The organism is Guptibacillus spartinae (assembly GCF_028610625.1).
Lineage (GTDB): Bacteria > Bacillota > Bacilli > Bacillales > Guptibacillaceae > Guptibacillus > Guptibacillus spartinae.
Map to the genome: position 1 here is coordinate 143,987 of NZ_JAQQWU010000004.1, position 16,865 is coordinate 160,851.

The following is a 16,865-nucleotide window of genomic DNA, read 5'->3' on the forward strand; positions in this document are numbered from 1 at the left end:
TTTAACTACGAGGGGGGAGGGAGAAAATCCTCTCTGGTCTCTAAATAATCGCTTCTTGAAACAAGGAGGACCTGTTTTTTGTCATATACTTCATTCCATTGCTTATAAGATTGGATGAAGCTACTCTGAGCTAAGTAATCTGAAGGATATTTTTTGAGTAACTGGACCAAATGCTTTTGAATGGCACCAATATCCTTTTTGGTTAAGGGCTCGGAATGTTCGAGATGCTCGTTTACGATCACAAAAAACAATTCCTTTTCCTCACTTGTTGCTCTTTTTTTGAAATAGCCCCACATATGTTGGAGTGTTGTCCGCATACCTTTTTTAGTATAGGGGAGAGTTAAGGTTTCCTTTAGTAAGTCGTAGACATGAAGGAGTTCTTCACGTGTATGAGCTGTTTTTAACGCTTCTCCTATTTCTTTATAGTGTTCATAACCCTTTGCCATCACCGTATATTTATTTCTTGCCCAAAGTTTCTCTGTTAGCGTTCGCGTTCGTTTGTCGTTCATTCAACCACCCCTGTTCGAAATTTTAAAAAAACTTACAAATAAAAGCAAGAATAAGAGTGGGGATGTTGAATTAGTATACAAGACTAGCAACTTTACAGCACGATGAGAGGAGAGACCTTCATGGGTGAATCGCTTAACGTGTACCAAAATAGTTACCTCTTCGTATTCATGTTCCTTTTTCTTGGCCTTCTCCTTCCAGCTGTTGCGCTAACGGCAGGAAGATTCCTTCGTCCCTCAAAACCAACATCTGAGAAACAAACAACCTATGAAAGCGGCATAGAGCCGTTTCACCAAAGCTGGATTCAGTATAACGTTCGTTATTATTTATTCGGACTGCTTTTTGTCATCTTTGATGTCGAAACCGTTTTCTTGTATCCATGGGCGGTTGCCTATCAAAAGCTTGGTTTCTTTGCGTTCATCGAAATGATGATCTTTATTGTCATGCTATTAATTGGCTTACTATACGCATGGAAAAAGAAGGTGTTGAAATGGATGTAAACTTAGAAAATATAACGCCGGAAGAATACGAAGAAATGAAGCACAACGTTTTCCTCGCAACGCTTGAAAATGTAAAGGCCTGGGCACGAAGCAATTCGCTCTGGCCGTTAACGTTTGGTCTCGCCTGCTGTGCCATTGAAATGATGGGTTCAGGAGCTTCTCACTACGACCTTGACCGCTTCGGAACGTTTTTTCGAACGTCACCGAGACAGTCAGATGTCATGATTGTATCTGGAACCGTAACGAAAAAAATGGCTCCGGTACTAAAGCGTCTTTATGATCAAATGCCTGAACCGAAATGGGTCATTGCCATGGGCTCTTGTGCGACAGCGGGCGGTCCATATATTAACTCCTATGCTGTGGTTAAAGGGGTCGATCAGATCGTCCCTGTTGATGTGTACATCCCTGGGTGTCCACCAAACCCGGCAGCCCTCATCTACGGCATTAATAAACTACAAGAAAAGATTCGCTATGAAGCGCGCACCGGAAAGCGGGTGACGAATCGATGAGCGATCAAACACCAGAAGAGCTGGAAGCAAAGCGAAAAGCCGTAGAAGAAGCAAAGCGGAAGGCAGCTGAGTTACGGAAAAAGAAAGCGGAAGCAGAGAATCCCGCTGATGACATTGAGTTTCAAAAGAAAAAAGCGGTCGCAGAAGCAAAAGCAAAAGCCGCCGCGCTGAAAAAGCAAAAAGAAATGGAAAAAAGTGAACAGCATAGCGTAGCGGAGGAAGAAGACGTTGCGCTTGCGAAAAAAAAGGCAGTTGCTGCTGCGAAGGCGAAAGCGGCTGCACTGAAAAAACAAAAAGAAATGAACCAAAACAAAGTGGATCAGGAAGCATCAGAAGACGATGTTGCACTAGCCAAAAAGAAGGCGGTTGCTGCCGCAAAGGCGAAGGCCGCTGCGCTTAAAAAGCAGAAAGAAATGGAGAATGGCGCAGACGACGAAGCTAGCCTTGCGAAAAAGAAAGCTGTAGCGGCTGCAAAAGCGAAAGCAGCAGCTCTAAGAAAGCAAAAAGAGGCACCTAGTTCCGATCCTACGGATGAGAAGGCAAAAGCGATCGCAGCTGCAAAGGCAAAAGCCGCTGCTGCTAAAGCAAAGAAGGCTGCTTCGGAAACGGAAGAGCCTATAAAAGAAGAAAGCCCTTCACCAAATCAGCCTGTGCTTGAGCGGTACCTTCATATTATTCAAGAAAATCTCGGAGACGACCTTCTTGAAGAGGCGTATATTAATCGTTTGGCAAAAGACGTTCCAACGCTTGTTGCAAAGAAAGAGACGTACCTTAAAGTGGCGCAGTTCCTTAAGTACAATGAGCTTCTTGCATTTGATTATCTTTCTGAAACGCACGGAACCGACTTTGAGACGCATATGGAAATTTACAACCACCTCTACTCGTTTCAAAATCACCAGAGCGTCGCCCTTAAGGTGAAAATAGAGCGGGACGCACCGGTTATTGATTCGCTGACATCGCTTTGGACTGGGGCGAACTGGCCTGAGCGAGAAACGTACGACCTGCTTGGGATTGTGTTTAAAGGTCATCCGAATTTAACGCGAATCATGATGCCGGATGATTGGGTAGGCCATCCGCTTCGAAAAGATTATGAGCCATATGATGTGGAGGTGTAGCGATGATTCGGACAGAGGAAATGCTTTTAAATGTTGGGCCGCAGCATCCGAGTACGCATGGCGTCTTTCGCATCGTACTTAAAATAGATGGAGAAGTCATCAAAGAAGCAAAACCGGTCATTGGCTATTTGCATCGAGGTACGGAGAAGATTGCTGAGAACTTGCAATACACGCAAATCATCCCCTACACGGATCGAATGGATTACCTTGCAGCCATGACGAATAATTATATCCTCTGTCATGCCGTTGAAACGATGATGGCGATGGATATTCCAGAACGCGCAGATTATCTTCGCGTTATTGTGATGGAGCTTGGAAGGGTGGCGAGTCATCTTGTTTGGTTCGGCACGTACCTCCTTGATATTGGCGCGATGAGTCCGTTTCTTTATGCGTTCAGAGAGCGTGAAGTGATCATTAATTTGTTAACGGAGATCTCAGGGGGACGCCTGACTTTTAATTATATGCGCGTTGGTGGGGTGAAATGGGATGCACCTGAAGGCTGGCTCGAGAAGGTGCGGGAGTTTGTGCCATATATGAGAGAACAGCTTGCTGGGTATCATGATCTCGTTACAGGGAATGAAATTTTCATGGCGAGAATGAAGGGAGTTGGCGCTTATTCTAAGCAAAAAGCGCTGGCTTACTCATTGAGCGGAGCCAATCTTCGCTGTACAGGCGTGCAGTGGGACCTGAGGAAAAACGAGCCTTATTCCCTTTATGATCGCTTTCAGTTTGAGGTTCCGTCTTTTCCAGAAGGTGATGCGTTAGCCCGCTACAACTGTCGCATGGCCGAGATCGAAGAGGCATTGAAAATCGTGGAACAGGCAGTGGCGCAAATTGCTGATGGGCCAATCATGGCAAAAGTACCGCGCATCATTAAGCCACCTGCTGGTGAGACTTATGTTCGCATTGAATCGCCACGCGGAGAGATTGGCTGCTATATTGCATCAAAGGGAAAAAAAGAGCCGTACCGTCTGAAATTTCGCCGACCATCCTTTTATAACCTTCAAATCCTACCTGAGTTATTGGAAGGAGAGAACATTTCGAATTTAATCGCGATTCTTGGCGGGATTGACATTGTGCTCGGGGAGGTTGATGGCTAATGATTAACGATATGCTTGCTTCCCAGCCAGGTTACTGGCAGACGCTCGGTTTCTTCCTTGTCGGTGCAGCCATGTTAATGGTTGTGCTCGGATTCGTTACGTACGCGATTTTGGCCGAGAGAAAAGTGCTTGGATTTATGCAGCTGCGTCATGGACCAAACAGAGTAGGGGGCCGATTCGGTTTGCTGCAAACGGTCGCTGACGTATTAAAGCTACTTCTAAAGGAAGATACGATTCCACGCGATGCGGATCGGCCGCTCTTTATCATTGCACCTGTTGTTGCCTTTGCCCCAGCGTTTATCGTGATTGCTGCCCTTCCGCTAACTGAAAAGGTTTCCTTTGCTAATATCGGCGTTGGCTTGCTTTATTATATTGCGATATCTGGGATATCAACCATTGGCATTCTCGCGGGGGGATGGGCATCAAACAATAAATACGCGTTGCTTGGTAGTATGCGATCAGCGGCTCAGATGATTTCCTATGAAATTCCACTTGTGATGAGTGTTGTAGGAATAGTGCTGTTAACAGGATCGTTAAATCTTAACACCATTATTGCGGAACAGGAATCCGTTGCGTTTCTTTTTAAACAGCCGCTTGCGTTTCTAATCTTTTTAATTGCTTCTGTTGCTGAACTGAATCGAACGCCATTTGACTTGCCTGAAGCAGAATCAGAGCTCGTCGCAGGGTATCATGTGGAATACTCGGGGTTTCGGTTTGCTTTCTTCATGCTAGCGGAATATGTTTACTTGTTTGCTATGGCATCGTTAACAACCATTCTGTTTCTCGGTGGATGGCAGGCAATTCCATTTTTAACTTTTATTCCAGGCGCGGTCTGGTTCGCACTGAAATTTATTTCGATTGTCTTTCTAATGATCTGGATTCGTGGGACATTTCCTCGTCTTCGAGCTGATCAACTGATGTCTTTCGGGTGGAAAATTCTTTTGCCGCTCGCGTTAGTAAATATTTTTCTCACGACCGTCGTGATCGAAATCATTCGCTCATTCTAAACAAACAAGGGAGGAAGCCAACATGCGTGGACTTGCGAAAGGTTTAGCTTACACCCTGAAAAATATGACGAAGGAAAAAGTAACCTATCAATATCCGGATCAGCCCCTTGCCTTACCGGATCGGTTTCGCGGGATCCAAAAATTTTATCCTGAAAAGTGTATTGTTTGTAATCAGTGCGTTGCGATCTGTCCGACCGACTGTATCTCTTTAACAGGAATCAAGCATCCTGATCCGAATAAAAAAGGAAAAATTATTGATACGTATGACATTAATTTCGAAATATGCATTCTGTGCGATCTTTGCACAGAGGTTTGTCCGACGGAAGCCATCATTATGACCAACAATTTTGAGCTTGCGACATATAGCCGAGACGACCTTTTTAAAAATTTAGAGTGGCTCGATGAAAATGATACGAACCTTCGAAAGGAAAACAAAGTATGAACGGGGAGCTGCTTGTTTTTCTTTTCTTATTCCTTGTAACAATCACCGGCGGCTTACTCATGATTAATCTATCAAAAGTCATTCATATGGTGATGGCCCTTGTTCTCACGTTTCTAGGTATTGCGGGGCTATATGTGATGCTTTCTGCTGAATTTGTAGCGGTCGTTCAAGTTTTAATTTACTCTGGAGCGATTACCATCATTATGCTATTTGGGATCATGCTGACAAAGCATACAGAAGAAGAGCCGAAAACAAGCTGGGCAAAAAAAGGCATTGTCTTAACTGTGATCACCGCATTCTTCTTCATTGTGTTTAAGGGCATCCGAACGATGTCACTCGGTCCGCAGGCGGATAAGTTGCATGAAAACAATACCGAACAGGTGGGATTAATGTTATTCACAGATTATGTGATACCGTTTGAACTTGTCTCAGTTGTACTTCTCGTTGCGCTTGTTGGGGCCATTATCCTTGCGAAAAAGGATGAAGAAGGTGAAGAGCAATGAGCTCCATTCCACTCTCAGCATTTTTATTAACCGCTTTGCTGCTGTTTTGTATTGGACTATACGGCGCTTTAACGAAACGAAATGCGGTCATCGTGTTAATTTCGATTGAATTAATGCTAAATGCCGTTAATTTAAATCTTGTCGCTTTTGCAAAATATGGCGTAGGTGCATCCATTCGCGGCCAGGTGTTTTCTCTTTTTACGATTACGGTTGCAGCAGCGGAAGCGGCTGTTGGGCTTGCTATTTTGATCGCGCTTTACCGAAACAGGGCTACCGTTAATGTAGATGAAATGAACACACTTAAAAAGTAGCGAAGGGGGTAGAAACGTGGACGTTGTCTGGCTCATCCCGATATTACCGCTTCTCTCATTTCTTATCATTCTGTTCACCCGGCCGAACCTCTATCGAAAAGCTGGGATTGTTGGAACCATATTTACTGGAGCCGCCTTTGGTTGTGCCCTTCTTGTGCTTTTCAGCAACTTCGCCGAAGGTAATCAGCTTGTAGAAGCCAATTGGTTCTCGATCGATTCGGTCGTTCTGACAGTGGGCGTTGAGGTAAATCCGCTCAATGCGCTAATGCTTGTGATCGTAACGCTTGTCAGTTTTCTCGTACATATGTATTCCATCGGGTATATGGCGAATGATGAGCGCATTGCGACGTTTTTTGGCTACCTTGGTCTCTTCACTTTTGCGATGACAGGGCTTGTTCTATCGCCAAATCTTCTGCAGCTTTATGTTTTCTGGGAGCTTGTAGGCGTTTGTTCCTTCTTACTTGTTGGCTTTTATTTCTACAAGCCTGAGGCAAAAGCGGCGGCTAAAAAGGCGTTTATCGTCACAAGGATAGGGGACATTGGTCTGCTTGTTGCGATTTTCTTACTGTTTTGGCAAACGGGTAGCTTTGAGCTTGATGTGATATTTGAGTCAGTGCTAGCCGGTGACATTACTCCATCAATGGTGACGCTGATTGCGATCCTAATTTTTATTGGAGCTGTCGGAAAGTCGGGCCAGTTCCCGCTGCATACGTGGCTTCCTGATGCGATGGAAGGACCAACGCCAGTATCCGCATTAATTCACGCGGCAACGATGGTGGCTGCTGGGGTCTATCTTGTTGCTGTCATGTATCCTCTCTTCTCAAGCTCTGAAACAGCGATGACGACCGTAGCCATCACAGGAGGGTTTACTGCGATATTTGCTGCCACCATCGCTCTCGTGCAACGAGACATTAAACGAATTCTCGCTTACTCGACGATTAGTCAGCTTGGTTATATGATGCTTGCCCTGGGGGCTGCAGGATACACAGCAGGCATTTTCCATTTAACAACTCACGCCTTTTTTAAAGCGCTTCTGTTTCTTGCGGCAGGTAGTGTGATTCATGCGGTTCATGAGCAAGACATTTTTAAAATGGGAGGTCTCAGGAAACAGCTTCCGATTACCGCAGCATTATGTTTGATTGGTTGTTTGTCAATTTCAGGCTTCCCACTTTTAGCAGGATTTTTTAGTAAAGATGAAATACTTGCTTCTACTTATGCCGACGGACGGTACGTGTTATTTACAATGGCGTTACTGACCGCTTTTCTCACAGCCTTTTATATGTTCCGCCTTTACTTTCTTGTATTTGCTGGCAATGAATCAAGTAAAGCGAAGGAGTCTTCACGTATCATGCTGATCCCAATGTTCATTCTTGGGGTGCTTTCCGTCGTAGGAGGTTATATTCAAACAGCCTGGTTTGGAACGTTTCTTGGCGACTGGTTAGAGACGAGTCCATATCCCATCACAGTCGATCATCCTACTGCACCAATATGGCTTCCAATTAGCGCGATCCTTTTATCGTTAGCGGGGATTGGGCTTGCCTGGATGTATGCGAAAAAGCTGAGGTACGGCGAGCGGTTGAATCCGGTGCATCGCCTTTTATTTCATAAATACTACATCGATGAGTTTTATCGAGTAACAATTGTCAAAGGAACGCGAGTCATTGGATACTTCTGGATGTACTTTGATCGTTTCATTATCGAGGGAGGCGCGCAGGCACTTATAGGACTTGTGAAACGAATGGCGAGAGCGGGATCAGACATTCAGTCCGGCCAGGTGCAAACGTACGGGACAGTGGCGTTCTCCGGTCTAGTCGTTGTGCTCCTGCTTATTGCGGTAATAGGGGGGTATTTCTAATGGGTGGCATATTAACTATATTAATACTTTCCCCACTACTTGGCGTTATCGTGCTAAGCCTTATGCCTGCCAACCACTCTTCGGTAAAGATGATTGGCGTCTTTGGTACAGTTCTACCGCTAATAGTAACCATTGGTGTGTTTAGCTTATATGATCGCACGCTTTCTGGTATTCAATTTATGGAGAGCTATCAATGGTTCGAACTCATGACGGCAATTAGTCCGAATGAGCCCTATCCAGTCACCTACGACCTTGGGATTACCGGTTTGTCGCTCTTGTTTTTAATGTTATCAGCGCTCATTACGTTTCTTGCTTCACTCGCTGCGTTGCGCATTCAAGAGGGAGTGAAAGGGTTTTATATGCTCTTTTTACTTCTTGAATTCGGTATCCTAGGCGTGTTCTCTAGTGAAAACTTATTTCTGTTTTTCTTATTTTTTGAAGTTACGCTTGTTGCGATGTTTTTACTTATTGGAAAATGGGGAGGATTTGAGCGGGAAAAGGCAGCTTTTTCATTCCTCGTCTATAACGGTATCGGCTCAATCTTGCTTTTAATTGTCATCATTGTGCTATTCGTTGAGTTTCGGACGATGAACATTAGTGAACTAACTTCTCTTTTGCAGGAATCCGCTTCTTATGAATTTCTATCAGGCAATACAAGAATGTGGCTCTTTCTTCTTCTTCTCCTTGGATTCGGGACGAAGCTCCCGATTGTGCCGCTGCACACGTGGATGGTTCGCGTTCATATTGAGGCTCCGATAGCAGTTGTGATGATTCATGCAGGTGTTTTATTGAAAATAGGAGCATATGGCCTTATTCGCTTCGGGGCTGGTTTCTTCCCAGAACAGTTGAAGGAAACGGCTGTGATTCTCGCGATTCTCGGCGTCATTAATTTACTCTATGGCGCGTTCATCGCTCTTGTCCAAACTGAGCTCAGGGCTGTATTGGCATACTCGTCAATTTCACACATGGGCATTGTGATCATTGGCGTCGCATCATTTAATACGGCAGGTCTTCAAGGGGCTGTCTTTCAAACCATTTCACACGGACTGATTGCAGCGCTACTTTTCCTACTTGTTGGGGTGATCGTTGATCGTTTCCAAACAACAAAATTGGCCGACTTAGGAGGAGTGGCGAGTCAAACACCGCTTTTTGCAGGTTTCTTTCTCGCAGCAGGACTCGCTTCACTCGGATTACCTGGAATGAGTGGATTTATTAGCGAATTTCTTGCGTTTCTTGGTTTGTTTGAAGCGATGCCTGTGATTGGAAGTGTGGGGGTTATTGGCTTGATTCTAACCGCAGTATATATGCTGCGCGCCGTGCTTGCAGTGACGTTTGGAGAAAGAAAACCTCAATTTGATAAGCAAAAAGATCTATCGGCCGTTGAACTTGTTTCGTCCGCTATTCTGCTCAGTCTCATTATCTGGATTGGTGTCTATCCTGCAGTGTTATCCAACACACTTCAAATGGCGCGTACACTCGGGATCGGAGGTTAAGATATGGAAATCAATCAATTACTAGACTACCAATGGAGCAGCATGATGCCAGAGTTTACGATTTTGCTGACGGCAGTAGCGCTTTCACTAGTTGATTTGTTTATGCCGAAGAAAAGAAATAGATCCGTTATCATCTGGTTTGCCCTGTCAGGCATCGCCGTGGCCATCGTCTTTCTCATTTTTCAATTTGACGATGGCGTGGTAACGATATTAAATCAAACGTATCGACTCGACTCTTTCGCAAAAGCATTTAAGCTGCTTATGCTCATTGGGACGGGACTCGTATTACTGCTAGGTATAAAAACAAATGACCTTGATGAGGTAAAAGGAGAATATCCCTATCTTCTCTTAACAGGTCTTCTTGGCGGAATGATGATGGCCTCGAGTGCAGATTTGATTACGCTTTTCGTTGGATTAGAGCTGCTTAGTCTTTCTTCTTATATTCTTGTCGGCATTCGAAAAAAGAATAAGTTAGCGAATGAAGCCGCCTTCAAATATATCGTAAATGGTGGAATTGCCACTGCGATTACATTGTTTGGGATGAGTTACTTATTTGGTCTCACTGGTGAAACAAATATTTATGAAATTCAAGCATTAATGGGAAGCGACATTGTGACAGAGAATCGGTACATCGCCGTGTTTGCCTTTCTCATGATTTTTGTTGGTCTTGCTTTTAAAATCACGGCTGCTCCTTTTCATATGTGGGCACCGGACGTTTACCAAGGAGCCGAAACACCGATCACAGCTTATCTTAGTGTAGTGTCTAAAATAGCTGGTTTTGCGATCATGCTAAGGCTCATCATGGTACCATTTGTGTTTGCCCCCGGTACTGGAAAAGTGATTACGCCTGATGGGGTAAGCTATGAAACGCTGCTTGTCTCGGTTCGCCCCTATCTGGTGTTACTCGCCGTTCTAACGATTCTAATTGGCAACCTTATTGCGTTAAAACAGGTAAATGCAAAAAGACTGTTCGCTTATTCAAGTATTGCGCACGCAGGCTATCTTCTCGTCCCATTAGCCGCGTTATCAGAGCTCGTTTTTGATGCCGTATGGTTTTATCTCGCTGCTTATTTGTTAATGAATCTAGGGGCTTTTGCGGTGATTGACGCATTAGGCGAAGAGAATAATGAAGTAACCGTCGCATCATTTGCAGGTTTATTTAAACGCTCACCTTACGTCACAATTGCCATGACGATCTATCTTTTGTCGCTCGCTGGCATTCCGCTCACAGCGGGATTTATCGGGAAATTTGAAATTTTCATGAGTGCACTCGGAACAGAGCCAAAACGGTTCATTTTGGCGCTCACGATGTTGGCAGGAACGGTTCTCTCATACATTTATTACTTTGGATTGTTCGTTCAAATGTATTTCCGAAAAGCGGAAGTCAAAACGCCGGTGTTAGCTTCAAATAGGCTCGTCGCTGTGCTAACCATAACCGCTGCCGGAACCGTTCTCCTTGGGATTTTTCCTTCTATAGCGCTAACCTTTATTCATGATCATTTTCAATTCTTGGAAATTTTCAATCCGTGAAACAGCAGAGTCGTCTGCTGTTTTTTTAGTGAAATGAAATGGATAAGGAAGAATATGACGAAACTGCCTTATTTTAAGCGGAAAAAACCGATGATTAGTGGTAAAGTAGGATATTCAATTGAGTTGAAATCTTTTATAATAGGCTATTAGATGGAAAAAAGTATGTTTGTTGAATGGTGCATTTGCAGATAGGGGGGAGATAAGATGACAGAAGCACTGGCGCAACAATCGATTTTAACGATTGTAATCAACCTGGTTTTCATTATGATAACCTGGTGGGCGTTACAAACCGTTCGGTTCGATGTTTTTTTCAAAAAACCGAACAGTCCACAGGCAAAAGTCCTCATGATCTTGCTAACCCTAAGCATCGGTTCCCTCGCAAGCAGTTTCTTCCTAGATTACTACAACTGGTCACTCCGTCTACAATATTTCTTTTAAAAACGAAAAGCGTATGCGCCCGTTAAGCCTCGACAAGCGCTGGAACCTTTTAGAATGAACATGGTCTTTGTGTTCAATCTAAAAGGTGAAGCGACTCGAGAGGCTGGGCGCAGCAGCTAGACAATGAAAAGCGTAAACCCCCGCTTAGTCCCGAAAAGCGCTGGAGCCTTTTAGAATGAACACGTTCTTTGTGTTCGGTCTAAAAGGTGAAGCGATCGAGGGACTGGGCGTTGGAGCTAGAAAAGCTTAAAAACAACTCACATATAGGAGCGTCGTACGGAATTTGTCGGGATCTGACTACAACTTCCATGTATGCCTTCTCCTCCCATGGTCACACTGAAAGATAAGAAGACCAGAACGGGGAGAGGGTAAAGATGAGGCTTCTAATCGGAGTACTATCCATTTTACTTCTAGCGAGCTTTTCGAATGGTACATCAGTCTCAATTGAAGATGAAACGGAAGTAAAGACTGCAGAGATGGCGAATGTTTTACTGTCCCACGATTATTCTATACAAAAATGGTCTCTTTACACTCGAGAAAAAGTGAGTTTCATTCCGAAGTCGTTAGGGTACAAAAGTATTATGTCAGAGCTTTCCAAAAGAGCACCTGGTTTTCAATGGGGTAATTTGGAAAGAAGCGACGGTAATGTAAAAGTAAGTGGGACAAGAATCGATTCAAAGTTGGGTACAAAAGAAACGCTGACACTCGTGTCTTATCCAGAAGCAAATCGTATGAGCTCTTATCTTATTTATAACATGGAAATTAAAGGGTTTTTTCAGGAGGAATGGCGAACAACGTACGAACAATTTAAGGCGCAAAAGTCACAATTAGTTACGCAAGAAGCTCCAGTTTTCTCTTGTTTTGTGGGTGAGAAAAATGATACAATGGACATTGTTTTGTACAATGAAGCAGACAAGCTGTTAGGAGCTTTTTCCGCTTCAAAAGTAGAAGAAATCAATGAAGAGACGTTTGTATCTCTTTCCGCATACCATGAAGAGTGGGAAGCAGATCTCGTAACGAACAACCAAAGAATGAACATACAAATAGCATTACGGAATACAGGAATAGGCGGCGGAATAACCGCTACAATTGGCACACCAATAATTACGACTGAATATTAATATACAAATAGGACGCGGAGGGGAATACGTTGGAAAAAATCATCGTCCGAGGTGGCAGGAGATTGTCTGGCTCTGTGAAAGTTGAAGGAGCTAAAAATGCAGTCTTGCCCGTCATCACAGCATCTATTTTAGCAGGTGAAGGCACGAGCACGTTAAATGATGTGCCTGCCCTTTCAGATGTACACACGATTAGTGAAGTATTAAGCTATCTTAATGTTGAGACGCAAATAGAAGGTAACACAATCAAAGTAGACGCAACAAAACCTTTGGAAACAGAAGCACCATTTGAAGCAGTACGTAAAATGCGAGCTTCGTTTCTTGTAATGGGACCACTTTTGGCCCGTGTGGGTCATGCTCGTATAGCATTACCTGGTGGTTGCGCAATTGGTTCAAGACCAATTGATCAGCACCTTAAAGGCTTTGAAGCAATGGGTGCAGAAGTCACTATTGGTAATGGTTTTATTGAAGCTGGTATTAAAGGAAGACTTCAAGGGGCAAAGATTTATCTTGATTTCCCAAGTGTAGGCGCCACGGAAAACATTATGATGGCAGCTGTACTTGCAGAAGGTACAACGGTAATGGAAAACGTTGCTCAAGAACCTGAAATCGTTTGTCTTGCGAACTACCTCAATGCAATGGGTGCGAAAGTACGCGGTGCAGGTACTGGTACGATTCGCATTGAAGGCGTGGAGAAGCTTGTTGGAGCAGAGCACGCTGTTATCCCAGACCGTATTGAAGCAGGAACATTCATGGTAGCTGCTGCAATTACAGGTGGTAACGTATTAATTGAAAATGCTGTTTCAGAACATCTTCGTCCATTGATTGCGAAGATGGAAGAAATGGGCGTAGAGATTACAGAAGAAGGTCAGGGACTTCGCATTATTGGACCTGAAACATTGAAGCCAGTTGACTTGAAAACAATGCCTCACCCTGGATTCCCGACGGATATGCAATCCCAGATGATGGCCTTGCTACTTCAAGCGAAGGGTACAAGTGTAATTACAGAAACAGTCTTTGAAAATCGCTTCATGCACGTGGAAGAATTCCGTCGCATGAACGGGAACATCAAGATTGAAGGACGCGCGGCTATTATTGAAGGACCTTCTACCCTTCAAGGTGCAGAAGTTTCGGCAACTGATTTGCGTGCTGGAGCTGCTTTAATCCTTGCAGGACTTGTAGCTGATGGTTACACCCGTGTTGATGAGTTGAAGCACTTGGATCGCGGTTACGTTAACTTCTCCGGTAAACTTGCAAGCCTTGGAGCTGACGTTGAACGTGTAACCGTTGATGAAACGGCAAAGCCTGCAACAGAAGCAACTGATGAGCAAGCTGTAAACATGAAACCAAAATTCGCATAATGCTAATAAAAAGGAGGCCATGGCCTCTTTTTTTTTATGCGCAAAAACTGGCTATTCAGCGATGTTTTTTACATATATATGGTAAAGATACTCCGTGCCTAATCTTCAATTTTGTTCTAAATGGTTGTCCAATTCCATACGATGATAGGGGTAAGCAATTGAGAAGGAGGCATGTGAATGAGGCGAATTGTTGGCTCATTGATTCTGTTTGCAATGATTCTAATCCTTCTTCCATCTATTCTAGTCATCCCTTACGGTGACTCTCAAACTGAGACGGTAACGGTTAATAAAGAGGAGAAGGTGGAGAAGAAGACGAAGCCGCAAGTAAAAAGTGTATCTGTTCCCGTTTTTCGCTCTCAACAATCGGAAACTATGGATATTCCTATTGAAGATTATGTTATTGGTGTGGTAGCTGCTGAAATGCCTTCTGAGTTTAATATTGAAGCATTAAAGGCACAAGCTTTAACAGCAAGGACATTTGTCATTGCAAAACTGACGAGTCCACCTGGAGACCTCCCGTCTGGAGCTGTAGTAACCGATACAGTTCAGGACCAAGTGTATAAAGATAAAAATCAGCTAAAAAAATTATGGGGCAAAGATTTTGATAAGAAATATGCCAGGATTGAAGAAGCTGTTAAAGATACTGCAGGGCAAATATTAACGTATGAGGGAAATCCAATCTATGCATCCTTTTTTTCAACGAGTAATGGGTATACTGAAAATTCTGAGGACTACTGGGAGAATGCCGCTCCTTATTTAAGAAGTGTTAAAAGTCCATGGGATGTAGATTCCCCTAAGTATCAAGATAGCACCTCATTTACTGTGGATGAATTCGAAAAAAAGCTAGGCGTTTCTCTTCCGGATGACGGTTCGATTGGATCTATTAAAACACTCACCGAAGGTAAAAGAGTGGCAGAAGTATCAATCAATGGCAAGACATATTCGGGACGCGAAATAAGAGATCTGTTAGGTTTGAGGTCTTCTGACTTTAGCTGGAAACGAGATGGTGACAACATTGATATTACGACAAAAGGGTTTGGACATGGAGTAGGAATGAGTCAATATGGGGCTAATGGAATGGCAGAAGAAGGGAAAAAGTACTCGGAAATAGTAAAATACTATTATAAAGATGTAGCAATCAGTGAATTAGATTCCTATATAAATAAATTGACCGCACAAAAGTAAATAAAGTTCTCAGAACGTAGAGTTTTAGTGCATGAATTGTTCCAAGAAAACAAGCGAAAAAAAGGACACCACCATTTTAATGGTGGTGTTAGTTGTGTTCTCAAAGCTATTGAAAAAATGGGATTTTAAATCGAGATTTTCCCTGAACTTTCAATAGTTTAGACCAATTTTTAATAAAGGCCTCTTCTCTATATTCTTTATCCAAATAAACAGATGAAGGTTTTAGATCAAGGACATGAACCATGGCAGTTGAAAGAGCGGAGATATTATCTTTTTCAACAATTAAGCCATTTTTTCCATGATTAATCATGTCATTGGGTCCATACCTAATATCGTAAGCGACAACAGGACAACCATTGTTTAAACTTTCCATAATAGCGAGTGGAAGTCCTTCGAATTGACTTGGTAAAAATGATGCTTTTGCGCTTGCAAATATTTTCTCTGGAGCATCCGTTAATCCTTTAAGAAAAATATCTTCTTCTAAATGATAGTCTTCTATCATTTTTTGAAGCCTATCCTTATCTGGTCCCACTCCATAGATCTCAAAGCTGATACTAGCTAATTCCGATTTTCTTAAATGGTAAGCTTCGATAAGATGGTCAATTTGTTTACTCTCTGCTAAACGTCCAATATAAACAAATTTGTTTTCTTTTTCGGTAGTATTATTTAGGTTGGAAGCTTCAATGGAGTGAGGAATAACGATAACTTTTTCCTCATGCGAACTTAATTGGAGAAGATCTTTTTTCTGGTCATGAGTCAATGTGACAAGATAATCGATATCTTCTATGTGATCAATTAAGTATTTGTATGAAGATTTCACATCATGTAGATCATTACTATTTAAATGAGAACTGTGCAGAATAGATATTTTCGTAAGATTCGAACCTTCCATTTCAATCATTGGTTTGTCCAATAGTCTTGCATCATTAATAATTGTAGAGTTATCCTCAATTATTAATTCAAAAGCATAACGGAAGAAATCTTTCTCAGTTTTAAATTCTAGAATTCCGTTCTCTGTAAAAAGATGAAGTCGAATCAGCTTATTTTCCTTAGACCCATCATAAGTCTTATTCATGTAGGCATTTTCAAATTCATCATAAAAAATTTCCTCAAGTTTATTTGTTGTTCCTTGTTTGTAATTCGTTTTCCGATGACATTGGCCCAACGCGTTGAATTCTTTTCTACATAAGCGAATACGGTTGTATGAATCTATATGATCAACAATCTTTAAAGATCCATCCTTCGTATCAAAGTTTTTATAAAGCACATATTCACCATTTTCAAAATAACGATAAACTTTATTCTTTTTAACCTCATGTGAAATGAGGTCTGTTTCCTCTACAGTGTGGTTAATTTTAGATCCTTTGTAAGTACGTCCAGATATGAAATCGTAAATATTGATGAACTTAACAGTAGAAGGAACTTTTTCTTGTTCGTAATATTGGTCATAGATTTCACCATAATAGGGGTTATAGTTAGTGGTAATAAGGGTGTAGTCCATACCAGCTTTCTCGACTAGCTTATTTGTACGGTCTAATAATGATTTTGTTCGCCCACCATATTGTTCGGGCAGAGTGGATGTAATCACATAGTGCATATTGTTGGTTCTCCTTTACTAATCATAGTTATGAAAACAAAACAGATTAGCTTCAATTTTAATCTTATAGTCTATGTACCCTATGTTCAACAAAAAACTCTTACGTATATTTACATTTTTGTAAATCACAGAAAAACAAAGTTGATAAGTCTAAATTCATACTAATGCATCATTCTTTATCGAAGCCAACTACACGTAAATAAATGAGGTTTTATAAAAATCATGCATAAAAGAAACGCTTTTGTCGAAAAATAAATAGAACTTTTTTTCGGAATAGGTATATAAATCTCGCAA

17 protein-coding genes are annotated in these 16,865 nt (G+C 42.5%); 15 read left to right on the forward strand and 2 right to left on the reverse strand.

Annotation, left to right across the window (positions count from 1 at the left end; all coding sequences use genetic code 11):
• Positions 1–5 precede the first annotated feature (5 nt).
• A complete protein-coding gene (locus tag PQ511_RS09745) occupies positions 6–509 on the reverse strand; it encodes a YbgA family protein (protein WP_273851692.1) in 504 nt (167 codons plus the stop codon).
• Positions 510–629: 120 nt separating this feature from the next.
• Between PQ511_RS09745 and PQ511_RS09750 the strand changes: the two genes are divergently transcribed.
• From PQ511_RS09750 to spoIID, 15 genes are all read left to right on the forward strand, one after another.
• Positions 630–1,007 carry an NADH-quinone oxidoreductase subunit A gene (locus tag PQ511_RS09750; RefSeq protein ID WP_273851693.1) on the forward strand — a complete coding sequence of 126 codons (378 nt, stop codon included), beginning with the start codon at positions 630–632 and terminating at the stop codon, positions 1,005–1,007.
• Complete coding sequence (locus PQ511_RS09755; RefSeq protein WP_273851694.1) at positions 998–1,516, forward strand: NuoB/complex I 20 kDa subunit family protein; 519 nt, start codon at positions 998–1,000, stop codon at positions 1,514–1,516. Before PQ511_RS09750 ends, PQ511_RS09755 begins: the two co-directional genes overlap by 10 nt.
• On the forward strand, positions 1,513–2,631 hold the full coding sequence (locus PQ511_RS09760; RefSeq protein ID WP_273851695.1) for an NADH-quinone oxidoreductase subunit C: 1,119 nt from the start codon (positions 1,513–1,515) through the stop codon (positions 2,629–2,631). The genes PQ511_RS09755 and PQ511_RS09760 overlap by 4 nt, the downstream gene beginning before the upstream one ends.
• Before the next feature lie 2 nt (positions 2,632–2,633).
• A complete protein-coding gene (locus PQ511_RS09765) occupies positions 2,634–3,731 on the forward strand; it encodes an NADH-quinone oxidoreductase subunit D (protein ID WP_273851697.1) in 1,098 nt (365 codons plus the stop codon).
• Entirely contained in the window at positions 3,731–4,738 is a 1,008-nt protein-coding gene (gene nuoH / locus PQ511_RS09770) for an NADH-quinone oxidoreductase subunit NuoH (RefSeq protein WP_273851698.1), read from the forward strand. The genes PQ511_RS09765 and nuoH overlap by 1 nt, the downstream gene beginning before the upstream one ends.
• 22 nt (positions 4,739–4,760) lie before the next feature.
• Entirely contained in the window at positions 4,761–5,180 is a 420-nt protein-coding gene (nuoI, locus tag PQ511_RS09775; RefSeq protein WP_224590818.1) for an NADH-quinone oxidoreductase subunit NuoI, read from the forward strand.
• On the forward strand, positions 5,177–5,683 hold the full coding sequence (locus PQ511_RS09780) for an NADH-quinone oxidoreductase subunit J (RefSeq protein WP_273851699.1): 507 nt from the start codon (positions 5,177–5,179) through the stop codon (positions 5,681–5,683). Before nuoI ends, PQ511_RS09780 begins: the two co-directional genes overlap by 4 nt.
• Complete coding sequence (gene nuoK / locus PQ511_RS09785; RefSeq protein ID WP_273851701.1) at positions 5,680–5,994, forward strand: NADH-quinone oxidoreductase subunit NuoK; 315 nt, start codon at positions 5,680–5,682, stop codon at positions 5,992–5,994. Before PQ511_RS09780 ends, nuoK begins: the two co-directional genes overlap by 4 nt.
• A 16-nt stretch (positions 5,995–6,010) precedes the next feature.
• Positions 6,011–7,849, forward strand: coding sequence for an NADH-quinone oxidoreductase subunit L (gene nuoL / locus PQ511_RS09790; protein WP_273851702.1), 1,839 nt, complete (start codon positions 6,011–6,013; stop codon positions 7,847–7,849).
• The gene (locus tag PQ511_RS09795; RefSeq protein ID WP_273851703.1) at positions 7,849–9,342 is read left to right on the forward strand and encodes a complex I subunit 4 family protein; all 1,494 of its coding nucleotides are present in this window, start codon (positions 7,849–7,851) and stop codon (positions 9,340–9,342) included. The genes nuoL and PQ511_RS09795 overlap by 1 nt, the downstream gene beginning before the upstream one ends.
• Positions 9,343–9,345: 3 nt before the next feature.
• Positions 9,346–10,872 carry an NADH-quinone oxidoreductase subunit NuoN gene (gene nuoN, locus PQ511_RS09800; protein ID WP_273851704.1) on the forward strand — a complete coding sequence of 509 codons (1,527 nt, stop codon included), beginning with the start codon at positions 9,346–9,348 and terminating at the stop codon, positions 10,870–10,872.
• 204 nt (positions 10,873–11,076) lie between these two features.
• Positions 11,077–11,310: a DUF1146 family protein gene (locus PQ511_RS09805; RefSeq protein ID WP_098445370.1), complete on the forward strand. Its 234-nt coding sequence runs from the start codon at positions 11,077–11,079 to the stop codon at positions 11,308–11,310.
• A gap of 374 nt (positions 11,311–11,684) precedes the next feature.
• Positions 11,685–12,431 (forward strand): YwmB family TATA-box binding protein, encoded by a 747-nt coding sequence (locus PQ511_RS09810; protein ID WP_273851705.1) that lies wholly within the window; start codon positions 11,685–11,687, stop codon positions 12,429–12,431.
• A 29-nt stretch (positions 12,432–12,460) separates the two neighbouring features.
• A complete protein-coding gene (gene murA / locus PQ511_RS09815) occupies positions 12,461–13,789 on the forward strand; it encodes a UDP-N-acetylglucosamine 1-carboxyvinyltransferase (protein ID WP_273851706.1) in 1,329 nt (442 codons plus the stop codon).
• Positions 13,790–13,966: 177 nt separating this feature from the next.
• Complete coding sequence (gene spoIID, locus PQ511_RS09820) at positions 13,967–14,974, forward strand: stage II sporulation protein D (protein WP_273851707.1); 1,008 nt, start codon at positions 13,967–13,969, stop codon at positions 14,972–14,974.
• Between the two features lie 106 nt (positions 14,975–15,080).
• On the opposite strand, the gene PQ511_RS09825 is transcribed toward spoIID, so the two are convergent.
• A complete protein-coding gene (locus PQ511_RS09825) occupies positions 15,081–16,571 on the reverse strand; it encodes a glycosyltransferase (protein WP_273851708.1) in 1,491 nt (496 codons plus the stop codon).
• Between the last annotated feature and the right edge of the window lie 294 nt (positions 16,572–16,865).